The sequence below is a fragment of the Ruegeria sp. CF3 genome (assembly GCF_056537365.1).
The window spans coordinates 535,623-556,398 of the sequence record NZ_JBQFRK010000002.1 but is presented as its reverse complement, the minus strand read 5'-3'; the positions used below and the strand labels follow the sequence as shown (position 1 = coordinate 556,398).

Annotated in this window: 19 protein-coding genes; 10 read left to right on the top strand and 9 right to left on the bottom strand. The window is 56.4% G+C overall.

The window, feature by feature from the left end; genetic code table 11:
• Nucleotides 1–2: 2 nt before the first annotated feature.
• Together phnL and phnN are read left to right on the top strand one after the other, a co-directional pair.
• The gene (gene phnL, locus ACR0KC_RS10235; protein ID WP_170818200.1) at nt 3–686 is read left to right on the top strand and encodes a phosphonate C-P lyase system protein PhnL; all 684 of its coding nucleotides are present in this window, start codon (nt 3–5) and stop codon (nt 684–686) included.
• Nucleotides 683–1,234 (top strand): phosphonate metabolism protein/1,5-bisphosphokinase (PRPP-forming) PhnN, encoded by a 552-nt coding sequence (gene phnN, locus ACR0KC_RS10230; protein ID WP_480706275.1) that lies wholly within the window; start codon nt 683–685, stop codon nt 1,232–1,234. The genes phnL and phnN overlap by 4 nt, the downstream gene beginning before the upstream one ends.
• Here the strand turns inward: phnN and ACR0KC_RS10225 are convergent.
• Nucleotides 1,210–1,881 carry a DUF1045 domain-containing protein gene (locus ACR0KC_RS10225; RefSeq protein WP_170512023.1) on the bottom strand — a complete coding sequence of 224 codons (672 nt, stop codon included), beginning with the start codon at nt 1,879–1,881 and terminating at the stop codon, nt 1,210–1,212. The two genes, phnN and ACR0KC_RS10225, sit on opposite strands and share 25 nt — an antisense overlap.
• Nucleotides 1,882–1,930: 49 nt before the next feature.
• Between ACR0KC_RS10225 and ACR0KC_RS10220 the strand changes: the two genes are divergently transcribed.
• From ACR0KC_RS10220 to ACR0KC_RS10210, 3 genes are all read left to right on the top strand, one after another.
• Complete coding sequence (locus ACR0KC_RS10220) at nt 1,931–3,073, top strand: alpha-D-ribose 1-methylphosphonate 5-triphosphate diphosphatase (RefSeq protein ID WP_170407682.1); 1,143 nt, start codon at nt 1,931–1,933, stop codon at nt 3,071–3,073.
• Nucleotides 3,074–3,350: 277 nt separating this feature from the next.
• The gene (locus ACR0KC_RS10215; RefSeq protein ID WP_480771804.1) at nt 3,351–4,667 is read left to right on the top strand and encodes a TolC family protein; all 1,317 of its coding nucleotides are present in this window, start codon (nt 3,351–3,353) and stop codon (nt 4,665–4,667) included.
• 447 nt (nt 4,668–5,114) lie between these two features.
• Complete coding sequence (locus ACR0KC_RS10210) at nt 5,115–5,513, top strand: 6TM ABC transporter family protein (protein ID WP_480706270.1); 399 nt, start codon at nt 5,115–5,117, stop codon at nt 5,511–5,513.
• Nucleotides 5,514–5,848: 335 nt separating this feature from the next.
• Here ACR0KC_RS10210 and ACR0KC_RS10205 read toward each other — a convergent pair whose 3' ends face one another.
• Entirely contained in the window at nt 5,849–6,973 is a 1,125-nt protein-coding gene (locus ACR0KC_RS10205; RefSeq protein WP_480771803.1) for a zinc ABC transporter substrate-binding protein, read from the bottom strand.
• A gap of 56 nt (nt 6,974–7,029) precedes the next feature.
• On the opposite strand from ACR0KC_RS10205, the gene ACR0KC_RS10200 reads away from it, so the two are divergent.
• Genes ACR0KC_RS10200 through ACR0KC_RS10190 form a run of 3 tightly spaced genes read left to right on the top strand, consistent with a single transcriptional unit; the run spans nt 7,030 to nt 9,088 of the window.
• Nucleotides 7,030–7,542, top strand: a complete 513-nt coding sequence (locus ACR0KC_RS10200) for a Fur family transcriptional regulator (protein WP_170801717.1) — start codon at nt 7,030–7,032, stop codon at nt 7,540–7,542.
• Nucleotides 7,543–7,544: 2 nt separating this feature from the next.
• Nucleotides 7,545–8,291 (top strand): metal ABC transporter ATP-binding protein, encoded by a 747-nt coding sequence (locus ACR0KC_RS10195; protein ID WP_480568576.1) that lies wholly within the window; start codon nt 7,545–7,547, stop codon nt 8,289–8,291.
• Nucleotides 8,291–9,088 carry a metal ABC transporter permease gene (locus tag ACR0KC_RS10190; protein ID WP_480706267.1) on the top strand — a complete coding sequence of 266 codons (798 nt, stop codon included), beginning with the start codon at nt 8,291–8,293 and terminating at the stop codon, nt 9,086–9,088. Before ACR0KC_RS10195 ends, ACR0KC_RS10190 begins: the two co-directional genes overlap by 1 nt.
• Before the next feature lie 14 nt (nt 9,089–9,102).
• On the opposite strand, the gene ACR0KC_RS10185 is transcribed toward ACR0KC_RS10190, so the two are convergent.
• From ACR0KC_RS10185 to ACR0KC_RS10170, 4 genes are all read right to left on the bottom strand, one after another.
• Nucleotides 9,103–9,684, bottom strand: coding sequence for a helix-turn-helix domain-containing protein (locus tag ACR0KC_RS10185; RefSeq protein WP_480706265.1), 582 nt, complete (start codon nt 9,682–9,684; stop codon nt 9,103–9,105).
• Between the two features lie 147 nt (nt 9,685–9,831).
• On the bottom strand, nt 9,832–10,611 hold the full coding sequence (locus tag ACR0KC_RS10180) for a carnitinyl-CoA dehydratase (RefSeq protein ID WP_480706263.1): 780 nt from the start codon (nt 10,609–10,611) through the stop codon (nt 9,832–9,834).
• Between the two features lie 3 nt (nt 10,612–10,614).
• Complete coding sequence (locus ACR0KC_RS10175) at nt 10,615–12,630, bottom strand: acetate--CoA ligase family protein (RefSeq protein ID WP_480706261.1); 2,016 nt, start codon at nt 12,628–12,630, stop codon at nt 10,615–10,617.
• A 7-nt stretch (nt 12,631–12,637) separates the two neighbouring features.
• Nucleotides 12,638–13,798 (bottom strand): acyl-CoA dehydrogenase family protein, encoded by a 1,161-nt coding sequence (locus ACR0KC_RS10170; protein WP_480562055.1) that lies wholly within the window; start codon nt 13,796–13,798, stop codon nt 12,638–12,640.
• A gap of 95 nt (nt 13,799–13,893) precedes the next feature.
• On the opposite strand from ACR0KC_RS10170, the gene ACR0KC_RS10165 reads away from it, so the two are divergent.
• Nucleotides 13,894–14,811, top strand: a complete 918-nt coding sequence (locus ACR0KC_RS10165) for a GlxA family transcriptional regulator (RefSeq protein ID WP_480771802.1) — start codon at nt 13,894–13,896, stop codon at nt 14,809–14,811.
• 8 nt (nt 14,812–14,819) lie between these two features.
• On the opposite strand, the gene ACR0KC_RS10160 is transcribed toward ACR0KC_RS10165, so the two are convergent.
• Complete coding sequence (locus ACR0KC_RS10160) at nt 14,820–17,255, bottom strand: GcvT family protein (protein ID WP_480771801.1); 2,436 nt, start codon at nt 17,253–17,255, stop codon at nt 14,820–14,822.
• 189 nt (nt 17,256–17,444) lie between these two features.
• Between ACR0KC_RS10160 and ACR0KC_RS10155 the strand changes: the two genes are divergently transcribed.
• Nucleotides 17,445–18,962 (top strand): trimethylamine methyltransferase family protein, encoded by a 1,518-nt coding sequence (locus tag ACR0KC_RS10155; RefSeq protein WP_223118491.1) that lies wholly within the window; start codon nt 17,445–17,447, stop codon nt 18,960–18,962.
• Nucleotides 18,963–18,976: 14 nt separating this feature from the next.
• Here ACR0KC_RS10155 and ACR0KC_RS10150 read toward each other — a convergent pair whose 3' ends face one another.
• Together ACR0KC_RS10150 and ACR0KC_RS10145 are read right to left on the bottom strand one after the other, a co-directional pair.
• Entirely contained in the window at nt 18,977–19,951 is a 975-nt protein-coding gene (locus ACR0KC_RS10150; RefSeq protein WP_480706255.1) for a LysR family transcriptional regulator, read from the bottom strand.
• A gap of 100 nt (nt 19,952–20,051) precedes the next feature.
• Entirely contained in the window at nt 20,052–20,738 is a 687-nt protein-coding gene (locus ACR0KC_RS10145) for a GntR family transcriptional regulator (RefSeq protein WP_170394376.1), read from the bottom strand.
• Nucleotides 20,739–20,776: the final 38 nt, after the last annotated feature.

The window sequence follows — 20,776 nt, the reverse complement described above, 5'->3', positions numbered from 1 at the left end:
CAATGATTGAGCTTAATAACGTCTCAAAGACTTTCACCCTCCATAATCAAGGCGCGGCCGTGATTGAGGTTTTGAATGATGTATCCTTCTCGGTCTCTCCGGGCGAATGCGTAGCGCTGACGGGCGCGTCTGGAGCGGGCAAGTCCACCCTCATGCGTATGATCTATGGCAACTATCTGGCCCGAAGCGGAGAAATTCGCATCGGTGATGTGGATATCGTGCAGGCAGAGCCTCGGACAGTTATCGCCCTGCGCCGCGAGGTTCTGGGTTATGTCAGCCAGTTTCTTCGCGTGGTTCCGCGCGTGCCCACCGTCGATGTGGTGGCCGAGCCGCTGCGGGCTGTGGGCATTTCCGCTGCTGACGCGAAGGCGCGGGCTGAAGCTCTGTTGCGGCAACTGAACATTCCTGAGCGTCTCTGGACCCTTTCACCGACTACCTTCTCGGGTGGTGAACAGCAGCGTGTCAACATCGCACGCGGGTTCGCCCATTCTTATCCCGCGATGCTGTTGGATGAGCCGACTGCCAGTCTGGATGCGGCCAATCGCGAGGTTGTTCTAAGGCTCATCGAAGAGGCAAAGGCGCGTGGTACTGCAATCATCGGCATCTTTCACGACGAAGCGGCTAGGGCGCGCGTTTGTGATCGCGAAATCGACGCCAGTCAGTTTTCGCCCGAGGTCGCGGCATGACCCGGGGTCGCCTCATCGCTGTGGTTGGCCCGTCGGGGGCTGGCAAAGACAGTGTGATGCTAGGGCTTTGTGACTTGTTGCCCGATTTGCATTTGGTGCGCCGCGTCATCACCCGTGCACCAGAGTTGGGCGGGGAAGACTATGACGCCGTCGAACTCGCCGAATTTGAAGAAATGGCGGTGAATGGTGCCTTTGCGGTGCATTGGGTTGCTCATGGGCTTTGCTACGGGATACCGGTTGCTGTCAAAGATCGGCTGAGTGATGGCGCAGATTGTCTGGCAAATTTCTCCCGTAAAGCTCTGCTCGAGGCCGCAGAAAAATTCCCACGCTTCATTGTCCTGAATATCACCGCGAAGCCGGAAACTCTTGCTCGGCGTTTGGCGACTCGCGGCCGAGAAAGCGATAGTGAGATTGCAAATCGGCTTGCTCAGGCAGAAAAACCCTTGCCCGATGGGTTGGACATTATCACCATTTCCAACGATGGCCCACTGGCCGAGACGGTTGCGCGCGCCGCAGGGGTCCTTCAACCAGCGAGCGCGTACCGATGAATAAGCTCGAAACGCCCATCAATGCGCTCGCCGCACAAGGCAATTTGGTCGATGACGAAGGGCTCGGGCAAGGCTGGCAAATGGCGGCGCAGCGCCTCGGTCCATACAGGAATATCACCATTCGGCAGCCGACCTGTCAGCGTCATGTGAAACCGAAACTCGTCCATCACATAGGGATAACCCCACTCGATCAACAGTGCGTCCTGACGTTGGCTCAGCCTTGCACCGCGCCGCCGCTCAAGTTCAGCCTCGTTGGTTGGGGCGCGAAACGGGTCAAGCTCACGTACACAGGCCGCAGCAATTCTTTGCAAGCCGCTAACATCGCCCTGTGGGGTCAAGGCGAGAAACCGGCCCAGCCTCGTCAGACTCAGCCCTTCACAGCTCGAAGGCGCCAGGCCAGCGGCCATCTCAGACGCCGCCGCTTTCAGGGCTTCAAGCGAATAACCTCCGGCCAGTTGAAAGGGTGGTTTCAGCGTTCCGTGAAAGCCGTATTTGCGCGGTGTCATCGTAACGTCATGCAAATCGGGCAGATCGGGCTGAGGCACTTCGCAGCCCTGCACGACATCCCATCCCAGCCAGCGCGCGCCGAACTGTTCCAATGGTCCTTCGGGCGGCACGTAGTAGATTGCAAATCGAGAGTATGACATGAATTCCCCTTTTCCCGCGCCCTCTTTGGCAAAGGCTTGTGACAGCGATATGTCAGATAATCTGTGCCTTGCGAATGCCCAGCTTGTTATGCCCGATCGGGTAGTAACCGGTTCGGTGACAATCGAACAGGGCGTCATTTCCGAGATCACCGAAGGGGATCATGTTCCGACCGGCGCAGTCGATTGTGCAGGTGATTACATCCTTCCGGGACTGGTCGAGCTGCACACCGACAATATCGAACGTCATATCGAGCCTCGCCCGGAAGTGGACTGGCCTCATCTTCCGGCCCTGATCGCGCATGATAGCGAGCTGGCCTCGACCGGAATCACAACCGTGTTCGACGCCATGCGAGTAGGTTCCATTCACAGCGGCAAGGGCCGTTACATCGATTATGCCCGCAAACTGGCGGACGAACTGTTGTCGGCGCGCGCCGCAGGCTATTTCAAGATCAGCCATTTCCTTCACCTGCGGGCCGAGATCTGCTCGGAGACACTGCTTGAGGAATTGGCGACCTTCGGGCCGGAAGACAGGGTTGGCATTGTCAGTCTGATGGACCACACGCCGGGTCAACGCCAATTCAGCGATCTGAGTGCATTGAAGACCTATGTCGCCAAAAAGCGCGGTATGACCGACGCCGATTTCGTTGCACATGTCGAGAACCTGCGTGGTCTGCAGCAGCGTTTCGGAGAAAAGCACGAAGCCGGTGCAGTGATCGAGGCCGCCCGTCTTGGCGCCGCGCTTGCCAGCCATGACGATACCACGGCGCAGCATGTCGAAAAATCGTCCGAAAATGGTGTGGCTTTCGCCGAGTTCCCAACCACGTTCGAGGCGGCCGAGGCCTGCCGTACCCGCAACATCGCCGTCATGATGGGTGCCCCGAATCTGATCCGTGGCGGCTCGCATTCCGGCAATGTCGCGGCTGAAGATCTTGCAAAGGCCGATCTTCTGGAAATTGTGTCTTCCGACTATGTGCCTTCTGCGCTACTGCTGTCGGCTTTTCATCTTGCCAGTGTTTGGGACGACCTGCCACGTGCTGTGGCCACGGTTACACGTAATCCTGCAATGGCTGTCGGTCTTGATGACCGTGGCATCCTGAATGTAGGTCTGCGCGGTGACGTTCTGCGTGTGCGTCGCATGGGTCAAACACCAGTTTTGCGCGGTGTCTGGAGCCAAGGCAACAAGGTTGGATGAGTTGTGATTGGTTGAATCAAACTTGCCGAACAGAACATGGCTGGCGGCCGAAAGCTCGCGGATTATCAGATGGGATCTGCGCCCTTGCTCCGCTTGATTTTTCTGGACCCGCATCTTGATAAACTGATGTCGTGCCAGAACATTAAACTCGTAAAGAATATGGTTACTTTTTTACCGCACTTTCTCCTGTAACGCAAAATGCGGGCAACAAGTTCCACGATTAACTGACTGGAAATTTGTTGCTTATCTCAGAGTTGAAATCAGGAGCTTTGGCGGGATGAGGGCATGGTTGTCGGTTGTGATAGCCACTATTATTTTGGCGGGCTGCAGTCAGGATTTACAGGGAACCAAGTCCTTTGATCCCGGGGCGACACCAGCCCCCGCTCCCTTATCGGGGGGGAATAATCTGAAGGGAAATGTCGCACGCACTGAATTCGCTGAGTTGGTGCGAAGGTCTGTCGCGACATCGCCCACCACCGCAGCCGGAGCCGCCAGCGTTCTGGCTTCGAAATCCCGCATTGATGCCGAGCAAGGCGCGTTCCTGCCGCAGATCGAGGCCGAGACATCCCTGACGTCCGATGGGGATACAGTACCGATCCTGCGGCTTAGCCAGATCATCTATGATGGTGGCAAAGTCTCGGGTCGTGTGGGTTTGCGTCAGATTGAAGCCCGGCAGACCTGGTTAAACGAATTGTCTGAGCTGAGCGCGCTGAGCTTCGAGGCCATCGAAACCATAATTGATCTGGATCGAAATCGCCGCCTCGAAGAACAAGCCCAGCAGAATCTGGATCGTACGGACGTTTTGGTCAGCGACCTCCAGTCCCGCTTTGATGCCGGGGCCGGGTCGGTGGCAGATTTGCTGGCGGGGCAGGGGCGGAAGTCTAACGCCGAGACAGAATTAGCGCAGGCTCAGACGGATGTGGAACTGGCGACGGCAACATGGGTCGAAGTCTTCGGAACGCGACCCGACATAATTCCGACCATCCCCCCCGCACCCATTCTGGCAGCGGCCACCTCGCAGCAAATGGTTGCACGCAGCCCGCGTCTGCGTACTCAGGTCGCCTTCAGTCAAGTGCGTGCGCAAGAGGTTGTGGTTGCTGAACGAGCGACCCGCCCAACACTCTCTGCGATTCTTGAGACAGATTTCGACCAGGGTAGTATCGACGACGGTGTGCAGGCCCGATTGGGTGTAACGGTCCCGATTTACCAAGGGGGATCCGCGCGCGCCAATGTCGAAACCGCAAGGGCGAATCTTCAACAAAGCCGGGCTGATGAAGAAGAATTGCGGCGCGAGTTGCAACGTAATCTCTCCCAGGCCTTGGAAGAGACCAATTCAATCCAGCGACGGCTCGCCACAGCCCGGCGCGCTGTCGAGATCAATGAGCAAGCGCTGGATGCAGCTCGTGGACAGTTTGATATCGGGCGCAGCACGCTGGTACAGATATTGGATGCGTTGCGCGAGTTGAATCTTGCGCAGGTTCGGGTGATCCAGCTTGAGGCCCAGGCACGTCGTGCAGAATATGCCGTGCTGGCGGTCACGGGCGATATCCTGGACGCGTTGGGTGTTGCACAGCCGACCGATCCAACCTTGTGATATCCGTCATGAACCCGACTGCGACTAACCCGCTGAATACGCACCTCCGACTTCTGACAGAGCATTTGGGTCTTGGGTTGTCAGAGGTGGATATCTTTCGGGTGTTCTAGGGCAATGAAGTCGCCTAGGCGGTCAGCGCAGTGGAAACGGTGGGCTAAAGGCGGGTTTCGGGAAAGCGCGGTTGCTGAAACTGGAGCCGAACTTGTTTCTGGTCCTGGCGTTTGATGCAGCTGTGCAATCTTTCGCGTTTCTGGATCGAGAAGACACCAACGCTTTCTTGTGATCGATGCCAGCAGCGGATTCAGCGATCCTCAGATCTGGCGGCGACAGGAAACACGACTGCGCAAGACACGCTGGATATTGCGCGCATAATGCTCGCGCCGTTCGGACGAGGACCGCTCTGCCCCGCAAGGCCAATGGTTTTGGTCTGCGTTTAGCGATCTGCGCGTGGTCTACATTCAGAATATGTTGGCGGCGTTGGTGATAAGTGTGCTTGGGCCGACGACGTCGCTGTTCACCATGGTCGTTCATGACCCCATTCTGCCAAACGAAGTGGTTGATAGCTTGCTGGCTCTGGTCGTCGGGGTTGGCCTTGCACTGTTGTTCGATTTCCTGATCAAGAACCTGCGGACACGGTTCATCGATACAGCGGGAAAATGGGCGGACCTGAAAATCACCGAACGGCTGTTCAATCAGTTGATGGTGCTTATAATGAAAGCCCGGGGCGGGCAGAATGGACGCATGGCCTCGATCCTTCAGGACTTTGAAGTCGTGAGGGATTTCTTTACGTCTGCCTCGCTGGTTGCTTTGGTCGATCTGCCCTTCCCGTTCGTATTCGTGGCGTGATCTAGGCGATTGGCAGGCCGCGACAGGCGATTGCGATCGCGTCGCGCGCGAGACTTGAGGCTCAGATATCCGGACAAGAATTTGATCTTCCCGACCGTACAGGTGTGGAGGCGGCGTTTCTGGAGGAATAGATTGGCGTGATCCAACCTCTGGTCGAGCGCGGCATCGAAAGTCCGCTGGCGATGATTGACTTGCGCCGGCAGCTTAGCCGCCAAATTGGACAGCTTAGAGAGGCCGGTAGCCGAATACTGATGACTTTGTTGGAACGATGAGCGGAGAACTCTGTCTGATTTCAGCCTGGCCAGAACCAACTCCCAACCAGGCTGTTGATTGAGTCAAAGGCACTCAGACAGTGTTTTGGCCAGATTGCGGATGAGTTGCGGGTACAGATTTACTCCGGGTTCCAGATCAGATCCCAGCGGGTCCATGATGCCGGTTTTAGCTTCGGTGCCGTCGAGAACGGTTGCGACAATTCCGGGGTTGAACTGGGGTTCAGCCATGACACAATCCACACCTTCGTCGCGGATACGCCCCTGAATTTCGGCGATCCTTGCCGGGCTTGGATCGGTCGCATCGCTGAGGGAAATTGCACCCGAGGCCGGGAAGCCAAAGGCATCTTCGAAATATTGATAGGCATCGTGGAACACGATGAAGCTGCCACCTTTGACCGGCGCCAGCGTTTCGGCCACTTCCGCAGACAAAGCAGCCATTTCTTCACGCGCAGCTGCCGCATTTGCAAAATAAGCACCTGCGTTGTCTGGGTCAGCCGAAGAAAGCTGCGCCGCGATCGTTTTCAGCCAGATTTCTGCGTTGACCGGAGAGAGCCAGGCGTGCGGATCATGTTCGCCATGCGCGTGGCCCTCATGGTCGTCATGTCCGGCGTGGTCCTCATGATCATCGTGGTCATGCTCATCCGCATGCTCTTCGTCATGATTATGATCATCATGCTCTTTGTCCTCGGCATGATCCTCGTGATCGTGGTCATCGTCTTTTGCATGATCGTCGTGGTCGTCGTGATCATGACCATCATCCTCAGCATGGTCGTGATCGTCATGATTGTCATCCCCATGATCTTCGTCGTCGCCATGGTCATGCGCTTCGAACAAAGCACTTTCACGGAAATCGAGCAGAACCGTTCCGTCCGACTCAAGCAACAACGTAACAGTCGCCCCGTCGCTGAGCGTCTCGACAGCGCCTTCCATCCACGGGGTCAGGTCCTCGCCAATCCAGAATACCAGATCTGCCTCTTGCAGTGCGGCTGCTTCTGACGGACGAAGTTTGTATTCGTGTGGCGAGGCACCGGGCTGCACTATCAATTCAGGCGTTCCTACCCCCTCCATCACCCGGGCCACGAGTGAGTGAACGGGTGCGATGTCAACCGCAACCTTGGGTGCATCCGCCATGGCGGTTCCGCCCATCAATGCAGCGGTAATCGATAGTGGGAGCAGCTTTCTGGACATCAGACCCTCTGTGTGATTTTATAACGTTACGAGCGGCATATATGATATGGTATAACATGACAAGTGAGATGCACTCCATTTCGGTTGGTGAAGATGCGCCGGTAGGATTTCAGGAGCATGATCACAAGAATTGCGTCGAAACGGCGTTGGCCACAGCGGATGCTCGGTGCAGGGAAGAAGGGTTGCGGCTAACCCCTGTGCGGCGAAAAGTTCTTGAAATGCTGTTGCAAGATCACAAGTCGCTTGGGGCTTACGCTATACTTGATCGTTTGCGCGAAGCCGGTTTTGGCTCGCAGCCGCCGGTGGCTTATCGCGCGCTGGATTTTCTGGTCCAGTACGGGTTCGTCCATAAGATTGAACGTTTGAACGCCTTTGTGGCCTGCTCTCATCCCGGAGAGGTCCATTCCCCGGCCTTCATGATCTGCAGAAAATGCGACGCTGTCGCCGAAGCTCAGTCGGCACCGTCCAATGGCGTCCTCGGCGCAGCCGCGCGCGCGGCGGGTTTCGAAATCGAGCGAACCGTTGTAGAAGCCGAGGGACTCTGCCCAGACTGCACCGAGAAGGCGTAGACATGACCCTGATCACCGTTGAAAATCTCAGCGTGCGTTATGGCGCGAATACCGTTCTGCGCCATGTCGGCATGACGATTGAGGCTGGTGAAATCGTGACGATCGTTGGTCCAAACGGATCGGGAAAGACCAGCCTGTTGCGTGCCGTCATTGGCGCGACCAAGCCTGCGGAAGGTAAGGTTACACTGAAGCCTGGGCTAAAAATCGGGTATGTCCCCCAAAAACTGCACATTGATCCGACCCTGCCGATATCAGTCGAAAGATTCATGCGTCTGACGGATCGTGTCTCTAGGCTTCAATGTACAGAAGCGCTTGAAACTGCTGGGGTGCCGGATCTGCTAAAGCGCCAAATGTCGCAATTGTCAGGCGGACAGTTTCAGCGCGTTTTGCTGGCGCGAGCGTTGATCAATCGGCCCGACGTTCTGCTTTTGGACGAAGCCACTCAGGGTCTCGACCAACCGGGGTCGGCGGCGTTTTATCGTCAGATCGAGGAGGTCCGGCGTGAAACCGGATGCGCCATACTGATGATCAGCCATGAATTGCACGTGGTCATGAGCGCGTCGGACAGGGTGATCTGTCTCAATGGTCATGTGTGCTGCCAAGGGTCCCCCGCAGTCGTAGCTTCGGCCCCGGAATATCGGGCCCTGTTCGGAACGGGTACCGGAGGCGCACTGGCCCTCTATCGCCATGATCACGACCATGATCACGATCACGATCACTGTGAAACCTCTCAGGAAGCCGCAGAATAATGCTGGATGATTTCATGACGCGCGCGACGTTTGCAGGTGTTGGCGTTGCTTTTGCTGCGGCACCACTGGGGTGTTTTGTTGTCTGGCGTCGAATGGCCTATTTCGGGGATGCCACCGCCCATGCGGCAATCCTGGGTGTCGCTTTGTCGCTGACGTTTCAGTTGTCCGTCTTTACTGGGGCGCTAGCTGTTGCACTTGCGATGGCACTTACCGTGACACTGTTGTCCGGACGTGGTTACGCGATGGATACACTGCTGGGCGTTCTAGCACATTCTGCACTTGCCTTCGGTCTAGTCGCCGTATCTTTCCTGTCCGGTGTTCGCATCGACCTGATGGCCTATCTCTTCGGTGATATTCTGGCCGTGTCACGCACCGATCTGGTTGTGATCTGGGGGGGCGCAGCGCTTGTCGTGGCCCTGATCGTATGGCGCTGGTCGCAGCTATTGACAGCGACCATGAATGAAGAGCTGGCCTATGCCAGCGGCTTTGACCCCAAGCGAGAGCAGTTGATCCTGACGCTGTCTCTGGCAGTTACAGTGGCCGTGGCGATAAAGGTCGTAGGTGTTCTACTGATTGCTGCAATGCTGATCATCCCGGCAGCGGCTGCGCGCAGTTTGGCCAGATCTCCGGAAGCGATGGCTTTGATTGCGGCGGCGATTGGTGCATTTTCCGCAATCGCCGGGCTACGGGCTGCTTACATATTTGATACGCCTGCAGGGCCATCCATTGTTTGTGTTGCTGCAGTAGTGTTCGCGTGTTTCAGCCTGATCGGATGGCAAACGCGGCGTGGAGCCTAGGGCATCTGCAAAGATCAATGCGGTCGCGTCGACACGGTCACGAATTCAATTTCGTCTGACAGGATGACCCGTACCCCATGTGGGAGCTTGGCGTCGAAGCTGAGCGTGTCACCTTCTGACATCTGGAACTCTTCGGTCCCACAGCCATAGATGGCGCTGCCTTCAATCATGTAGATGAAGACGTAGCCTTCGTGCTGATAGTTAGGCAACTTGCGTTGGTCTTGTTTTGAGATGCGGATGCGTGCGGATTGGAATGACCCGCTAGGCCCGCTGTGTTTGCCGAGCAGTAGATAGTCATGGGCATGGTCTGGTGTGATACGCCGCGACGGCAACCCGGTTCCCGCCTGAACGTGATGCACATCCGAGGTCGTGTCGGTATGGCTGAACAGCGCCATCAGAGAGACAGATAGTGCATCTGCCAACGCGTGTAAGGTACTAAGGGACGGCGAAACATGACCATTTTCGATTCGGCTGATCATGGGCGCGGAAACCTTTGACTGCGCAGCAAGTTCGGTCACCGTGAGCTGACGTTCCTGTCGCAAACGCTGCAGGGTTCGCCCGATCTCAAGTTCTGGTTCTGTTTTCTTGTCCTGCATCGGGCCGCTTTGACATTCCTTCTTCCAGTTAAAGTAGCTGTGGCCTGAATTGCAGGATAGTAAAAGTGTGTTCTGACAAAAAACATGCTTAGCTGAGCGATTGGCGCAAAACTGCGCCAATGCGATGAAGGCAGCGGTGTTTTGAACTTATTTTCCTTTCCAGACCGGATCACGCTTTTCAGCGAAGGCCTTTGCGCCTTCAAGCTGATCCTCGCTGGAATAGAGGATATCGACGGTGCGCAGCTGGCGCTTGGTGATGCGGTTCATGGCGTCCTGAAATTTGCTGTCTTCAGCTTCGCGCACGACCTCTTTGATTGCAGCATAAACCAGCGGAGGACCCGAGGCGAGCAGACGCGCCAATTCCCAGGCACGATCCAACAGTTGATCGGCAGGCAGGACTTCATTGACCAAGCCCCAACGCTGACCTTCTTCGGCATCGAACCAGCGTCCAGTCAGCAATAGCTCCATCGCGATGTGGTAGGGAATGCGTTTGGGTAGCTTGACGCTCGCCGCATCTGCAACGGTTCCGGATCGAATCTCAGGTAGGGCAAAAGTTGCGTGTTCAGCGGCCAGGATCATATCGGCGGAAATCGCAAGCTCGAGTCCGCCACCACAGGCAATACCATTGATGGCCGCGATGACCGGTTTGTTCAGATCGCGTAACTCCTGCAAACCGCCAAAGCCACCGACACCATAATCTCCATCTACGGCATCGCCTTCGGCGGCTGCCTTCAGGTCCCAGCCAGGGCAAAAGAATTTATCACCTGCTCCGGTCAAGATCGCGACGCGCAGTTCGGGATCATCGCGAAACTCGGCAAATACCTGCCCCATGATGCGGCTGGTAGCTAGATCGATTGCATTGGCTTTTGGCCGATCCAGCGTCACTTCGAGAATTGCGCCGTCACGGCGGGTCTTGATCGGGTCCATTTCTCAGGCCTTTCTGATGAGCGCATCCACCGCCACCGCCCGGGTGGGCGTGCAGAGAAGCGGGTTGATTTCGACCTCGCCGAGCGTTTCGGCATTTTGCATTACATAGTCTTGAACGGCCTGAATGGCGGCAACGATTTCATCCATATCAGCCGCTGGTTGGCCGCGATAGCCTGACAGCAGCGGCGCGACTTTCAACTCGCCCAGTGCCGCGCGAATACTGCTGGACGTTGCCGGGATCAAAAGCGAGGTGGTGTCGCGCAGTATTTCGGTCAGGACACCTCCGGCACCCAGAGTCAGCACAAAGCCGTGGGCAGGATCCCGCACGACGCCGACGAGTATTTCTGCCACCGCACCTGTGATCATCTCTTCGATCAGAATCTCTTCGGTTCCAATATCCGCTGCCACACCCGCCACATCGGCAGCCTGTACCCCCAGCCGTACAGCGGAATGTTCAGACTTGTGGGCAAGGCCGACACCTTTGACGGCAAAGGGCGCTTCCATCTCGCGCGTCGCGCTTAGGGCTTCTTCGGCGCCTCGGACAGACCTGTTCTGAGGAATGCGCAAACCATGCGCGGCCAGAGCCTGCTTCGCCTCGGCTTCGGTCAGCGTCTGCGTCGCATCTAATGTGCCCGGCAGGCAGATTGGCGTGTCCGAAGGCGCGGCGACTTGAGCCGCCGCGCGTGTAGCGGCAAGCGCTTCACGAAGGCCAATGAAGGGAACTACACCGCCTTCTACCAGGGATTGCGCAGTGTTTTCAGGGAACAATTCGGGCAGTGTAGAAACCACTGCGAAGCGCGCGCCCGTTTCTGCCCGCACCTTTAGTGCCGTGCGTGTCGCGGCAGCCCAATCCGTTGGATCGGTGGTCGGGTAGTCGACGATCGAGAAGGTCATATCCAGGTCGTCGCCTGTCATCCCGGCCCAAGCTTTCGCCATCGCATCTTCATCGCGCCAGATATAGGTGTGGTAATCGAGTGGATTGCTTAGTGCGACCATCGGACCAAGCGCATCGCGCAATCGGGTTTGCTTGTCTCTGGACAGTTCTGGAAATCTGAGGTCAGTGCCGATCGCCATATCTGCGATCAGGCTGGCCTCGCCGCCCGAGCAGCTGATCGAAGCAATGTTGCCCCCCGGCAAAGGCCCATAACAATGCAACAATTTCAGGGTTTCCAGAAACTCGGGCAGCGAGGACAGGCGCGGGATGCCCAGCCGGTTTAGCAAAGCCTGCGCACCCGCATCGCTCCCTGCCAGTGAGGCGGTATGAGAAACTGTTGCTGCTTGCGCCTGTTCGGATGCACCCACCTTAAGTGCGATCAGAGGCACGCCTTTCCGATGTGCCTTGGCAGCAAGGGCCTCCCATTCGCGGATATCCTTGAAGCCCTCGATATGTAAACCGACGGCAGTGACCCGTGGATCATCGATCAGCGACATCGCGATCTCAGCCTGACTGGTCTGCGCCATGTTCCCGCAAGTCACCATATAGGCAATCGGCAGAGCTCGTTTCTGCATAGTCAGGTTGATCGAGATGTTGGAGCTCTGGGTCAGAATGGCAACGCCTCGATCTACTCGAGCAGCTCCATGCTGATCGGGCCACAATAGCGCACCATCAAGCGCATTGATAAAGCCATAGCAGTTTGGCCCAAGAATGGGCATGCTGCCTGCTGCATTGATCAACTCTGATTGCAGATCTCCTCCTGCCTGATCCTCGGCTGCAGCTTCCGAGAAGCCAGAGGCAAAGCAAACTGCGCCGCCGCTGCCCATGTCTGACAGAACCTGAACGGCCTCAACAGTGGCGTGACGGTTGATGCCAACAAAGGCCGCGTCCGGGGACGATGGCAGGTCTTCAATCCGTGCGTAGGCCTTGTGCCCGGCAATTTCATCCGCCTTGGGATGGACAGGCCAGATTTTCCCTGCGTAGCCCATGCGTTCCGACTGCAGGATAACCTGCTGGCACCACGCGCCGCCGCCGATCACCGCGATGGATTCCGGGCGTAGAAGACGGGAGATATCCTTGCTCATTCGGTCCTCAGGCACCCAGGGGCCGCAGCAGATCACGACTGATGATATGCCGCTGGATTTCACTCGTACCATCCCAAATACGTTCTACACGCGCATCCCGCCAGAACCGTTCGATCGGGAAGTCATCCATCAGACCCATGCCACCATAGATTTGCAACGTCGTATCCGTGACCTTTGCCAGCATTTCCGAAGCATAAAGCTTGGCCGAGGCAATCTCGCGATTTGAGGGCAAGTCCTGATCCAGTCGCCATGCGGCCGCGAGCGTCAGCCAGTCAGCAGCGTCGATCTCGGTGATCATGTCGGCGATCTGAAAGCCGACACCCTGAAACTTACCGATCGGCTGGCCGAATTGCTTGCGCTCAGCCGCGTAGTTCAGCGCATAATCAAAACAGCGCCGCGCGCGCCCGACCGAAAAAGCAGCAACCGTCAGGCGCGTTGCATAGAGCCACTCGTTCATCACGGCGAAACCGCCATCGACCTCGCCCAGAACCTGTGTGTCAGGCAGGCGGCAATTGTCAAAATACAGGATATAGTTCTTGTAGCCTTTGTGGCTGACTGAATTGTACCCCTCGCGCACTTCAAAACCCGGCGTACCACGATCTACGAGGAATGTAGTGATCCGCTTTTTAGGGCCTTTGGGAGTTTCATCCACACCTGTTGCGATGAATACGATGAAGAAATCCGCGTGCTCCGCGCCCGAGATGAAGTGTTTCGAACCGTTGACGACCCAGTCTCCTCCATCGCGTACGGCCTGACATTTCATGCCCCGAACATCTGAACCCGCGTCAGGTTCGGTCATAGCCAGAGCATCCATCTTTTCGCCACGCACGGCAGGCAACAAATAGCGTTCACGTTGGTCGGCGTTGCAGGCCATCAGGATATTCTGCGGGCGACCGAAGAAATGGGTCAATGCCATCGAACCTCGGCCGAGCTCGCGTTCGACAAGAGTGAAATCAAGATGCGAGAGACCTGCGCCACCAACTTCTTCGGGGAAGTTACAGGCATAAAACCCCAGTTCGATGCATTTCCGCTTGATTTCGTCTCCCAGCTCTTGCGGCACCTGTCCGGTGCGTTCGACCTCAGCTTCGTGGGGGTAAATCTCGTTCTCAACAAAGCTCCGCACTGTTGAGACGATCATTTCCTGTTCTTCGGTTAAGCCAAATTGCATGACGCGTTCCCCTGATGTCTGATTGGCAATGAAACGTAATTGCCTGACACGATGACATGCAGTAATCGTACGATATCATGCCGAGTTAGAAAAATTTGACCCAGATCTATAACTTTTTGCTGTTCGACGGGTTCTCGAACCTTTGCCTCGCCAACATGGTTGAGCCATTGCGCGCGGCGAACACTTTGGCGGGGCAGGATCTCTATGCCTGGCAGTTTTATTCACCCCATGGTGCGCCAGTCCAAAGTTCCAGCGGGTTGCAGGTCGCGCCTCATGGAGCGATGGGCATTGAGGCGGGTGATGCTTTGGTTGTCATGCCGTCTTATGGGTATCTGGAACACTCGGTTCCCGATACTCATCGCGCTTTGCGCAGGGCCGCAACCCGTCATCGCAAACTGGCTGGTCTGGACACAGGGAGTTGGTTGCTCGCGCGCGCGGGACTGTTGGAAGGGCATCGCGCGACCATTCACTGGGATGAACTTTCCCGGTTCGAAGAAACTTTTACCGATGTCGAGGTCGTGCAGGAACGTTTTGTGATCGACCGGAACCGGATCACCTGTTCGGGCGCGATGGCTGCTTATGATCTGGCGACTGCGCTGATTCTTGCGGATCACGGGCCGCTGTTGTCGATGGAGGTGGCACATCTTCTGATGAATCGTGGTGAACCAAGTGCTGCTTCACCACAGATGAAATCCGAAGACAGGCTGGTGAATCGGGTGCTGGGCGTCATGCAGGGCACGTTGGATGCGCCAGTAATGATAAAGGATATCGCTCGTCAGCTCGGGTGCTCTCAAAAGAAGATTGAGACCCGGGTTTTGTCCGAGCTGGGTGTAACACCGCAGGCGCTCTATCGTCGCCTGCGTCTGAATTTGGCGCGTAAACTTGCGGTCGAGACTCAGCAGTCCGTGGCCGAGATCGCCAGCCGCTGCGGGTATGAGAACCCAAGCGCAATGACGCGGGCGTTCCGGATGCAATTCGGGCAGACACCAACAGCCTATCGAAACGGGGAGTAACTTTGGGATTAGCCTCGCACGCGTGAGAGGTCCGGGTCATACGGGGATGGCGCAATCACCTCGGCCGCGATCAATTCTCCGCACAGGTCAAGCTGCATTCGGCTGCCGGGTTCGGAAAATTCCGGAATCACAAAGCCGTAAGCAAGGTTTAGCCCTGTTCTGTGGCCCCAGTCACCTGACGTGATTGTGCCAATAACCATGTCGTCCGACATCAGGGAGGCTCCACCATGCGCCGGTGCTTTGGTTGCATCGATTTTCAGGCTTACCAGTTTCTTTTGAGGCCCGTTCTCAAGGCGTCTCTGCAACGCGTTTCGGCCAATGAAATCGCCTTTGGTCAGTTTCACAAACCGATCCAAACCGGTCTCAAACGGGTCGAACTCTGTGAGCAGATCGGCTTTCCAGTGCAAGAACCCTTTCTCCATCCGCATGGACTCGACGGCGCGAGCACCAAATAATTTCAAGCCATGCGTCTCGCCAGCTTTTCTGAACGCCAGATAGGCCGCGTATAGTGAGGCGTTCGGGACATGTATCTCGTAGGCCAGTTCCCCTGAGAAGCTGATATTCAATACAGTTGCTGGCGCGAACCCGACAAAGCACTCGCGAACTGACAGCCAGGGAAAAGCTTCTCGCGACCAGTCTCCTCGAGCACAAGCGGACAGCACGTCGCGCGATTTGGGTCCGGCCAGCACTAATATTGTCTGATCATTGGTGAGTGAGCGGATTTGCACATCTTCGCCATCATGCAGATGCGCCTTTAGCCAGTCCATATCATGGTATTCGCTGGCGGCGGCGGACCCGTACCAGACCCGTGCCGGGCCGCGATCACTCGCGGGAAGGTTGGCGATGGTGGCCTCGGCTTTGACCATCCCGTGGTGGTTCAGCAGATAACCAAGGCCGACCCGCCCGTCGCGTTTTGTCACCGCGCCGCACATCATCCGATCCAGAAACCGATGCCGATCGGTTCCGGTGATTTCCAGCCGGTTGAAGCCGTTCACTTCGGCCAGTCCGACATTTTCTTGAAGGTTTCTGATTTCCGCTGCCACGACGTCAAAGGTCTCATCAAAACTGAAACTCAGCGTTGGGTGAAAATCTGGTGCAGGCTTGATGTAGTCGACCCGCTCCCAACCGTTGACCGCTGTAAATTCAGCCCCTTCTGTTGCGAGGATCGGGGTCAGCGGTGTGGTTTTGGCGGGGCGACCGGCAGGCCGGTGTTCATGCGGGAAATGAAAGCGGAATTCATTCTGGTAATCTTCGATGGCTTTCAGCGCGGTCAGTTCCACATTTGTGTGGCCGGTAAACCGGCGCGGATCAAGGCACCAGGTGTCATAGCAGGCTTCGCCATGAACGATCTGTTGGGCCAGCAGCCAGCCATGGCCACCCCCTTCGCCCAAACCCGCGCGCAGACCGATGATGCAGAAAGCATTGCGCTTTCCGGGGATTGGCCCGACCAAAGGTGCGCCGTCAATTGTGTAGGTGATCGGACCATTCACCACTGTATGAATGCCGACATCCATCAGTGCAGGCATGCGTGCGAAGGCACCTTCCAGCACATCCGTCACGCGGTCCAGATCGTCAGGGCACAGCGCGTTCACAAAATTCGGATCGATCCCGTCCATGCCCCAGGTTTTGCAATCCTGCTCGTAGAAGCCAACCAGCAAGCCGTTCTTCTCCTGCCGACAATAATAGTCGCTGATCGGACAGCGCAGCAGAGGCATCCGATGGCCTGCGTCGCGGATTGATGCGATTTCTTCTGTCAGAAAATACTGATGCTCCATCGAAGCGACAGGGTGGTGCACGCCCATCATAGCGCCCACTTCGTTGACCCGATAACCACAAGCGTTAACTACGATATCGCAGTCAATATTGCCATGTTCCGTGTGAACCGTCCAGGTATCGTCCTTGTGCTGTGTCAGTCCTGTGACCGGAGTATTGCGATATACCTCGGCCCCGGCTTTGCGCGCACGGCGTGCCAGAGCTTGGCACAGTTGAGCCGGATCGATGTCGCCATCTAGCGGATCCCATAGCCCTCCTAAAAGGTTGTCGGTGGAAATCAACGGGTGCCGGCGGGCGCATTCCTCTGCATCTATGACCTCGAAATGCACATCCATTCCGCGCGCCATAGACGCAAAATGGTGGTACCCCTGCATCTGCTCAGGCGTATTTGCAAGCCGGATGCCGCCGTCACCGTGGTGGTAGTTGATAGGATAGTCCGGATCCTCGGCCAGTTCCTTGTACAGGTTGATCGAGTGGGTCTTCAGACCAACCATGGTCTGGTTCATGCCAAAATTGGTCACCTGCGCGGCCGAATGCCAAGTTGTGCCGCTGGTCAACTCATCGCGCTCGACCAGCACCACATCGGTCCAACCTTCACGGGTCAAGTGATACAGAGTCGAGCAGCCGGCGATACCGCCGCCAATAACGACCACTTTAGTGCGCGATTTCATCAAGGACCCTCCGGTAGGTAGTCTTTTGGGGATTAGCCTGTTCTGTCAGTTGGTTCACAAGCGGTTGGATAGTGTTACGTAAAAAATCGAAAAAAAAACCTCATTAACTCGTAGTAATTCGAATGCGGTTGAAATTGGCTTTAGGCGTTTAGTTGAATTGATCAACCTGATGCGGTTGGAGGATCACAAATGGCTGCGCAGCAGGCGAAAAGGTCCGGTCGAAAAGGACGTATCGCACAGCGGGCTGAAAAGCCTGCGCTCGACCCCTGTCCGCCAGGTCAACCGGGAGGCGCTTACAAACCCTTGACTGGGTTTGAGCTTGAGCGGATTTACAACACGGCTCTGGATCTTCTTGAGAAGCTGGGGATCGGCGAGGTGCCGGATCGCTTGCGTTCTGATTTGTTGGCGGTTGGGGCGCAAGATAGCGGGGAGGGGAGGATACTTTTTTCGCCTCAACTTGTGGAACAGGCGATTGATCAGGCCGCCAAGACCTTCGTTCTGCACGGGCGTGATCCAGCCCGATCCATCGAAGTTGGCGGTAATCGCGTCTATTTCGGAACCGGAGGGGCGGCGGTTCAGACGCTTGATCTGCGCAGTGGTCACTATCGGCCTTCGACCTTGCAGGACTTGCATGATTTCACGCGTCTTCAGGATGTCTTGCCAAATGTCAGCTGGTTCACCCGCTGTTGCGTTGCAACCGATCTGGAGGAAACCTTCGATCTGGATGTGAACACCGTCTACGCGCTGTTGAAGAATACCTCCAAGCCCACCGCGACGTCTTTTACATTGGCGCAGCACGTTGCGCCAATTGTTGAGATATTGGATATCGCAGCCGGGGGACCCGGTGAATTCGCAAAACGCCCGTTCATGAAAGCACATATAAGCCCGGTGATCTCGCCGATGCGCTACGGTGAAGACGCGGTGGATGTGGTCTACGCCTGCATCGAACACAATATTCCGATTTCTTGCATCACCGCTGCTCAGGCCGGCGCGACTGCACCAGCGACCTTGGCTGGTTTTCTGGCGCAGTCATTGGCAGAAACTCTTGCGAGTCTGGTAATGGTCCACGCGATCCAGCCCGGGTTTCCTATGGTCTTTTCGAATTGGCCACTGGTGATTGACCTTCGGACCGGCGCGTTCTCAGGTGGCAGCGGAGAGACGGCTGTCCTGAATGCAGCATCTGCACAATTATCAAATTGGCTTGGGCTGCCTTCAGGTGTGGCCTGTTCGATGTCTGATGCCAAGGCGATCGACGCTCAATACGGGATGGAAAAGGGACTGACCTCAATGGCGGCAGCGCTGGCAGGTGGTAATCTGATCTATGAAAGCTCGGGCATGACGGCCTCGTTGCTGGGTGCAAGTTTTGAGGCGTTCGTGCTGGATGATGAGATGCACTCGTACACCTACCGCGCTTTGAGGGGGATAGAGGTGACACACGAGAATCTGGGCTTTGACGCAATCTGCGAAGCAGTTCTGGGCGAGGGCCATTTTCTGGGTGGTCAGCATACTTTTGCGGCCATGGAACGGGATTACTTTTATCCCTCACTCGCAGACAGGGACGAGCCGCGAACCTGGGCAGAAAACGGAGCGCAAGATGCCTGGAGCCGCGCGCGACATCGGGCGCAAGAAATTTTGCAGACCCATACGCCAAGATACCTGTCAGACGAACAGGATCGGCAAATCCGAGATCGCTTCAACATTCTTTGAAGGCTGATCCAGTGCTATTCGATAAGTTTGAAACTATCCGTCAGCCACGGGATATCATCGCGCAGTGGGGAAATGATGCGGTCATTGATCAATGATCGGGTTTTGGCATCCACAAGCTCAATCACTGATCTTGAACAATCCGGCGTCGCGACCAGCGCCAGTGTGCGTGCAAAGCTCTTGCCCGGAAATGGGTGCATGCACAGCCTTGATTGGAACCGCTTTGCCCGAGAATACAGCAGCGGCGTCGTGATGGTCCAACCCGCACCGGAGGACACCATCGACATCAGCGTCTGATTGTTGCTGCATTCAAACCTGTGAGAGGACGAAATCCCCATCCGGCGTAATTGGGACTCGATCTGGCGCGCGATGATCAGATTGCCGGAATATCGTAGAAACGGCAATTTGGTTCGTCCCTCAACAATGTCTTGCAAAGACTTGTCATTCACCGCAGGCAAAACGATCACAAATGGATCGCGCAGAAGGGGGCGATCCTGCAGATCGCGCATACGTTCGCTAGGAGTAGTGGAAATCCCCAGATCCAACTGCCTGTCGCGCAGCATGTCGATAATCGCGTGGCTGGAATCTGTATGGTACATGAAATCGCAGGCAGGCATGTTCGTAAACAAGTAGACTGCCAGTTCCGGAATGATGTCGCTGTCGAAATCCTCGATCGTGCCGAAACGCAGATAGCTGGCCTCGGTGATGCTTCCTGCAGACGCTTCGGCCTTGGCCTTTCGGATCAGGTGCAGCGCATCGTCGATATTGCGCAGGAAGACCCGGCCCTTTGGGGTCAGAACCATGGGTCTACGGGTGTGGTTGAACAGCTCAACGCCCAGATGGTCTTCGAGATTGCGCAGGTGATGGGAAACGGTGCTGATCGTCAGCCCTGTTTCCTTGGCGGCCGCCTGTAGCGAGCCCTTTTGCGCACATATCTGAAACAGTTCCAGCCATTTGAGACTGAGGTCTTTGGGAGCAGACTGACGCGGCATTCCGGTTCTTTCGTGAGATCAGGGCGGTCCTGACGAAAATACGCAGATTTTGAAAGCTTTGATATCAGAATCTTGGAATTCTGGCTCAATTGCCGAGCAATCAGGTTTCAGAGCTTTCCAAAAAGCCGCGCGCGGTCTGTGCAGCATCCGCGATATGGCTTTCGACTGCTTTTCGGGCTTTGGCAGGATCACCACTGAGGATGGCATCATGGATGGCAGTCATGTGGCTCATCCCAGAACGCTCTCGATTCCGCGCTGCGAGGGTCAAGGCCCGCAGGCGGCTGATCCGGCCGTTCAGACGTTGCACGACATCCCAGGCGATGCTGTGCCCAGCCTGTAGAAAAATCAGTTCATAGAAGCGAGTTGTGGCCTGTAGCAGATTTGACCATTCGGTGTCATTCTGCGCCGCGCCCACTGCTTTCAATGCCTTGCCCAGATCGTTTGCGAAACCTGTCTCATGCGCTTGTGCACAGGCGGCGGCGGCTGAGCCTTCTAGCTGTAAGCGGATGTCATAGATTTGCCGCGCTTGGTCCCAGCTGAGGGTCGAGACGATTGGCCCGCGGTTGGGGATAATCTCAACCAATCCTTCGGCTTCCAGAAACCGGATCGTCTCGCGGATGACGGTGCGGCTGACACCAAGCTGATCGCAAAGCGGGCGTTCAACAAGCCGCTCACCGGGGGCAAAATGCCCGGCGATGATCGCTTCGCGCAGGCGCGCTTGCACGATATCCCGCAAGGTTTGCGGTGCTTTTTCGATCTTTTGTAGGGTGGAGTCGGTGTTCATCATCGACGCTTTCATATCTGTGGTACGGATCCGGAACAAGT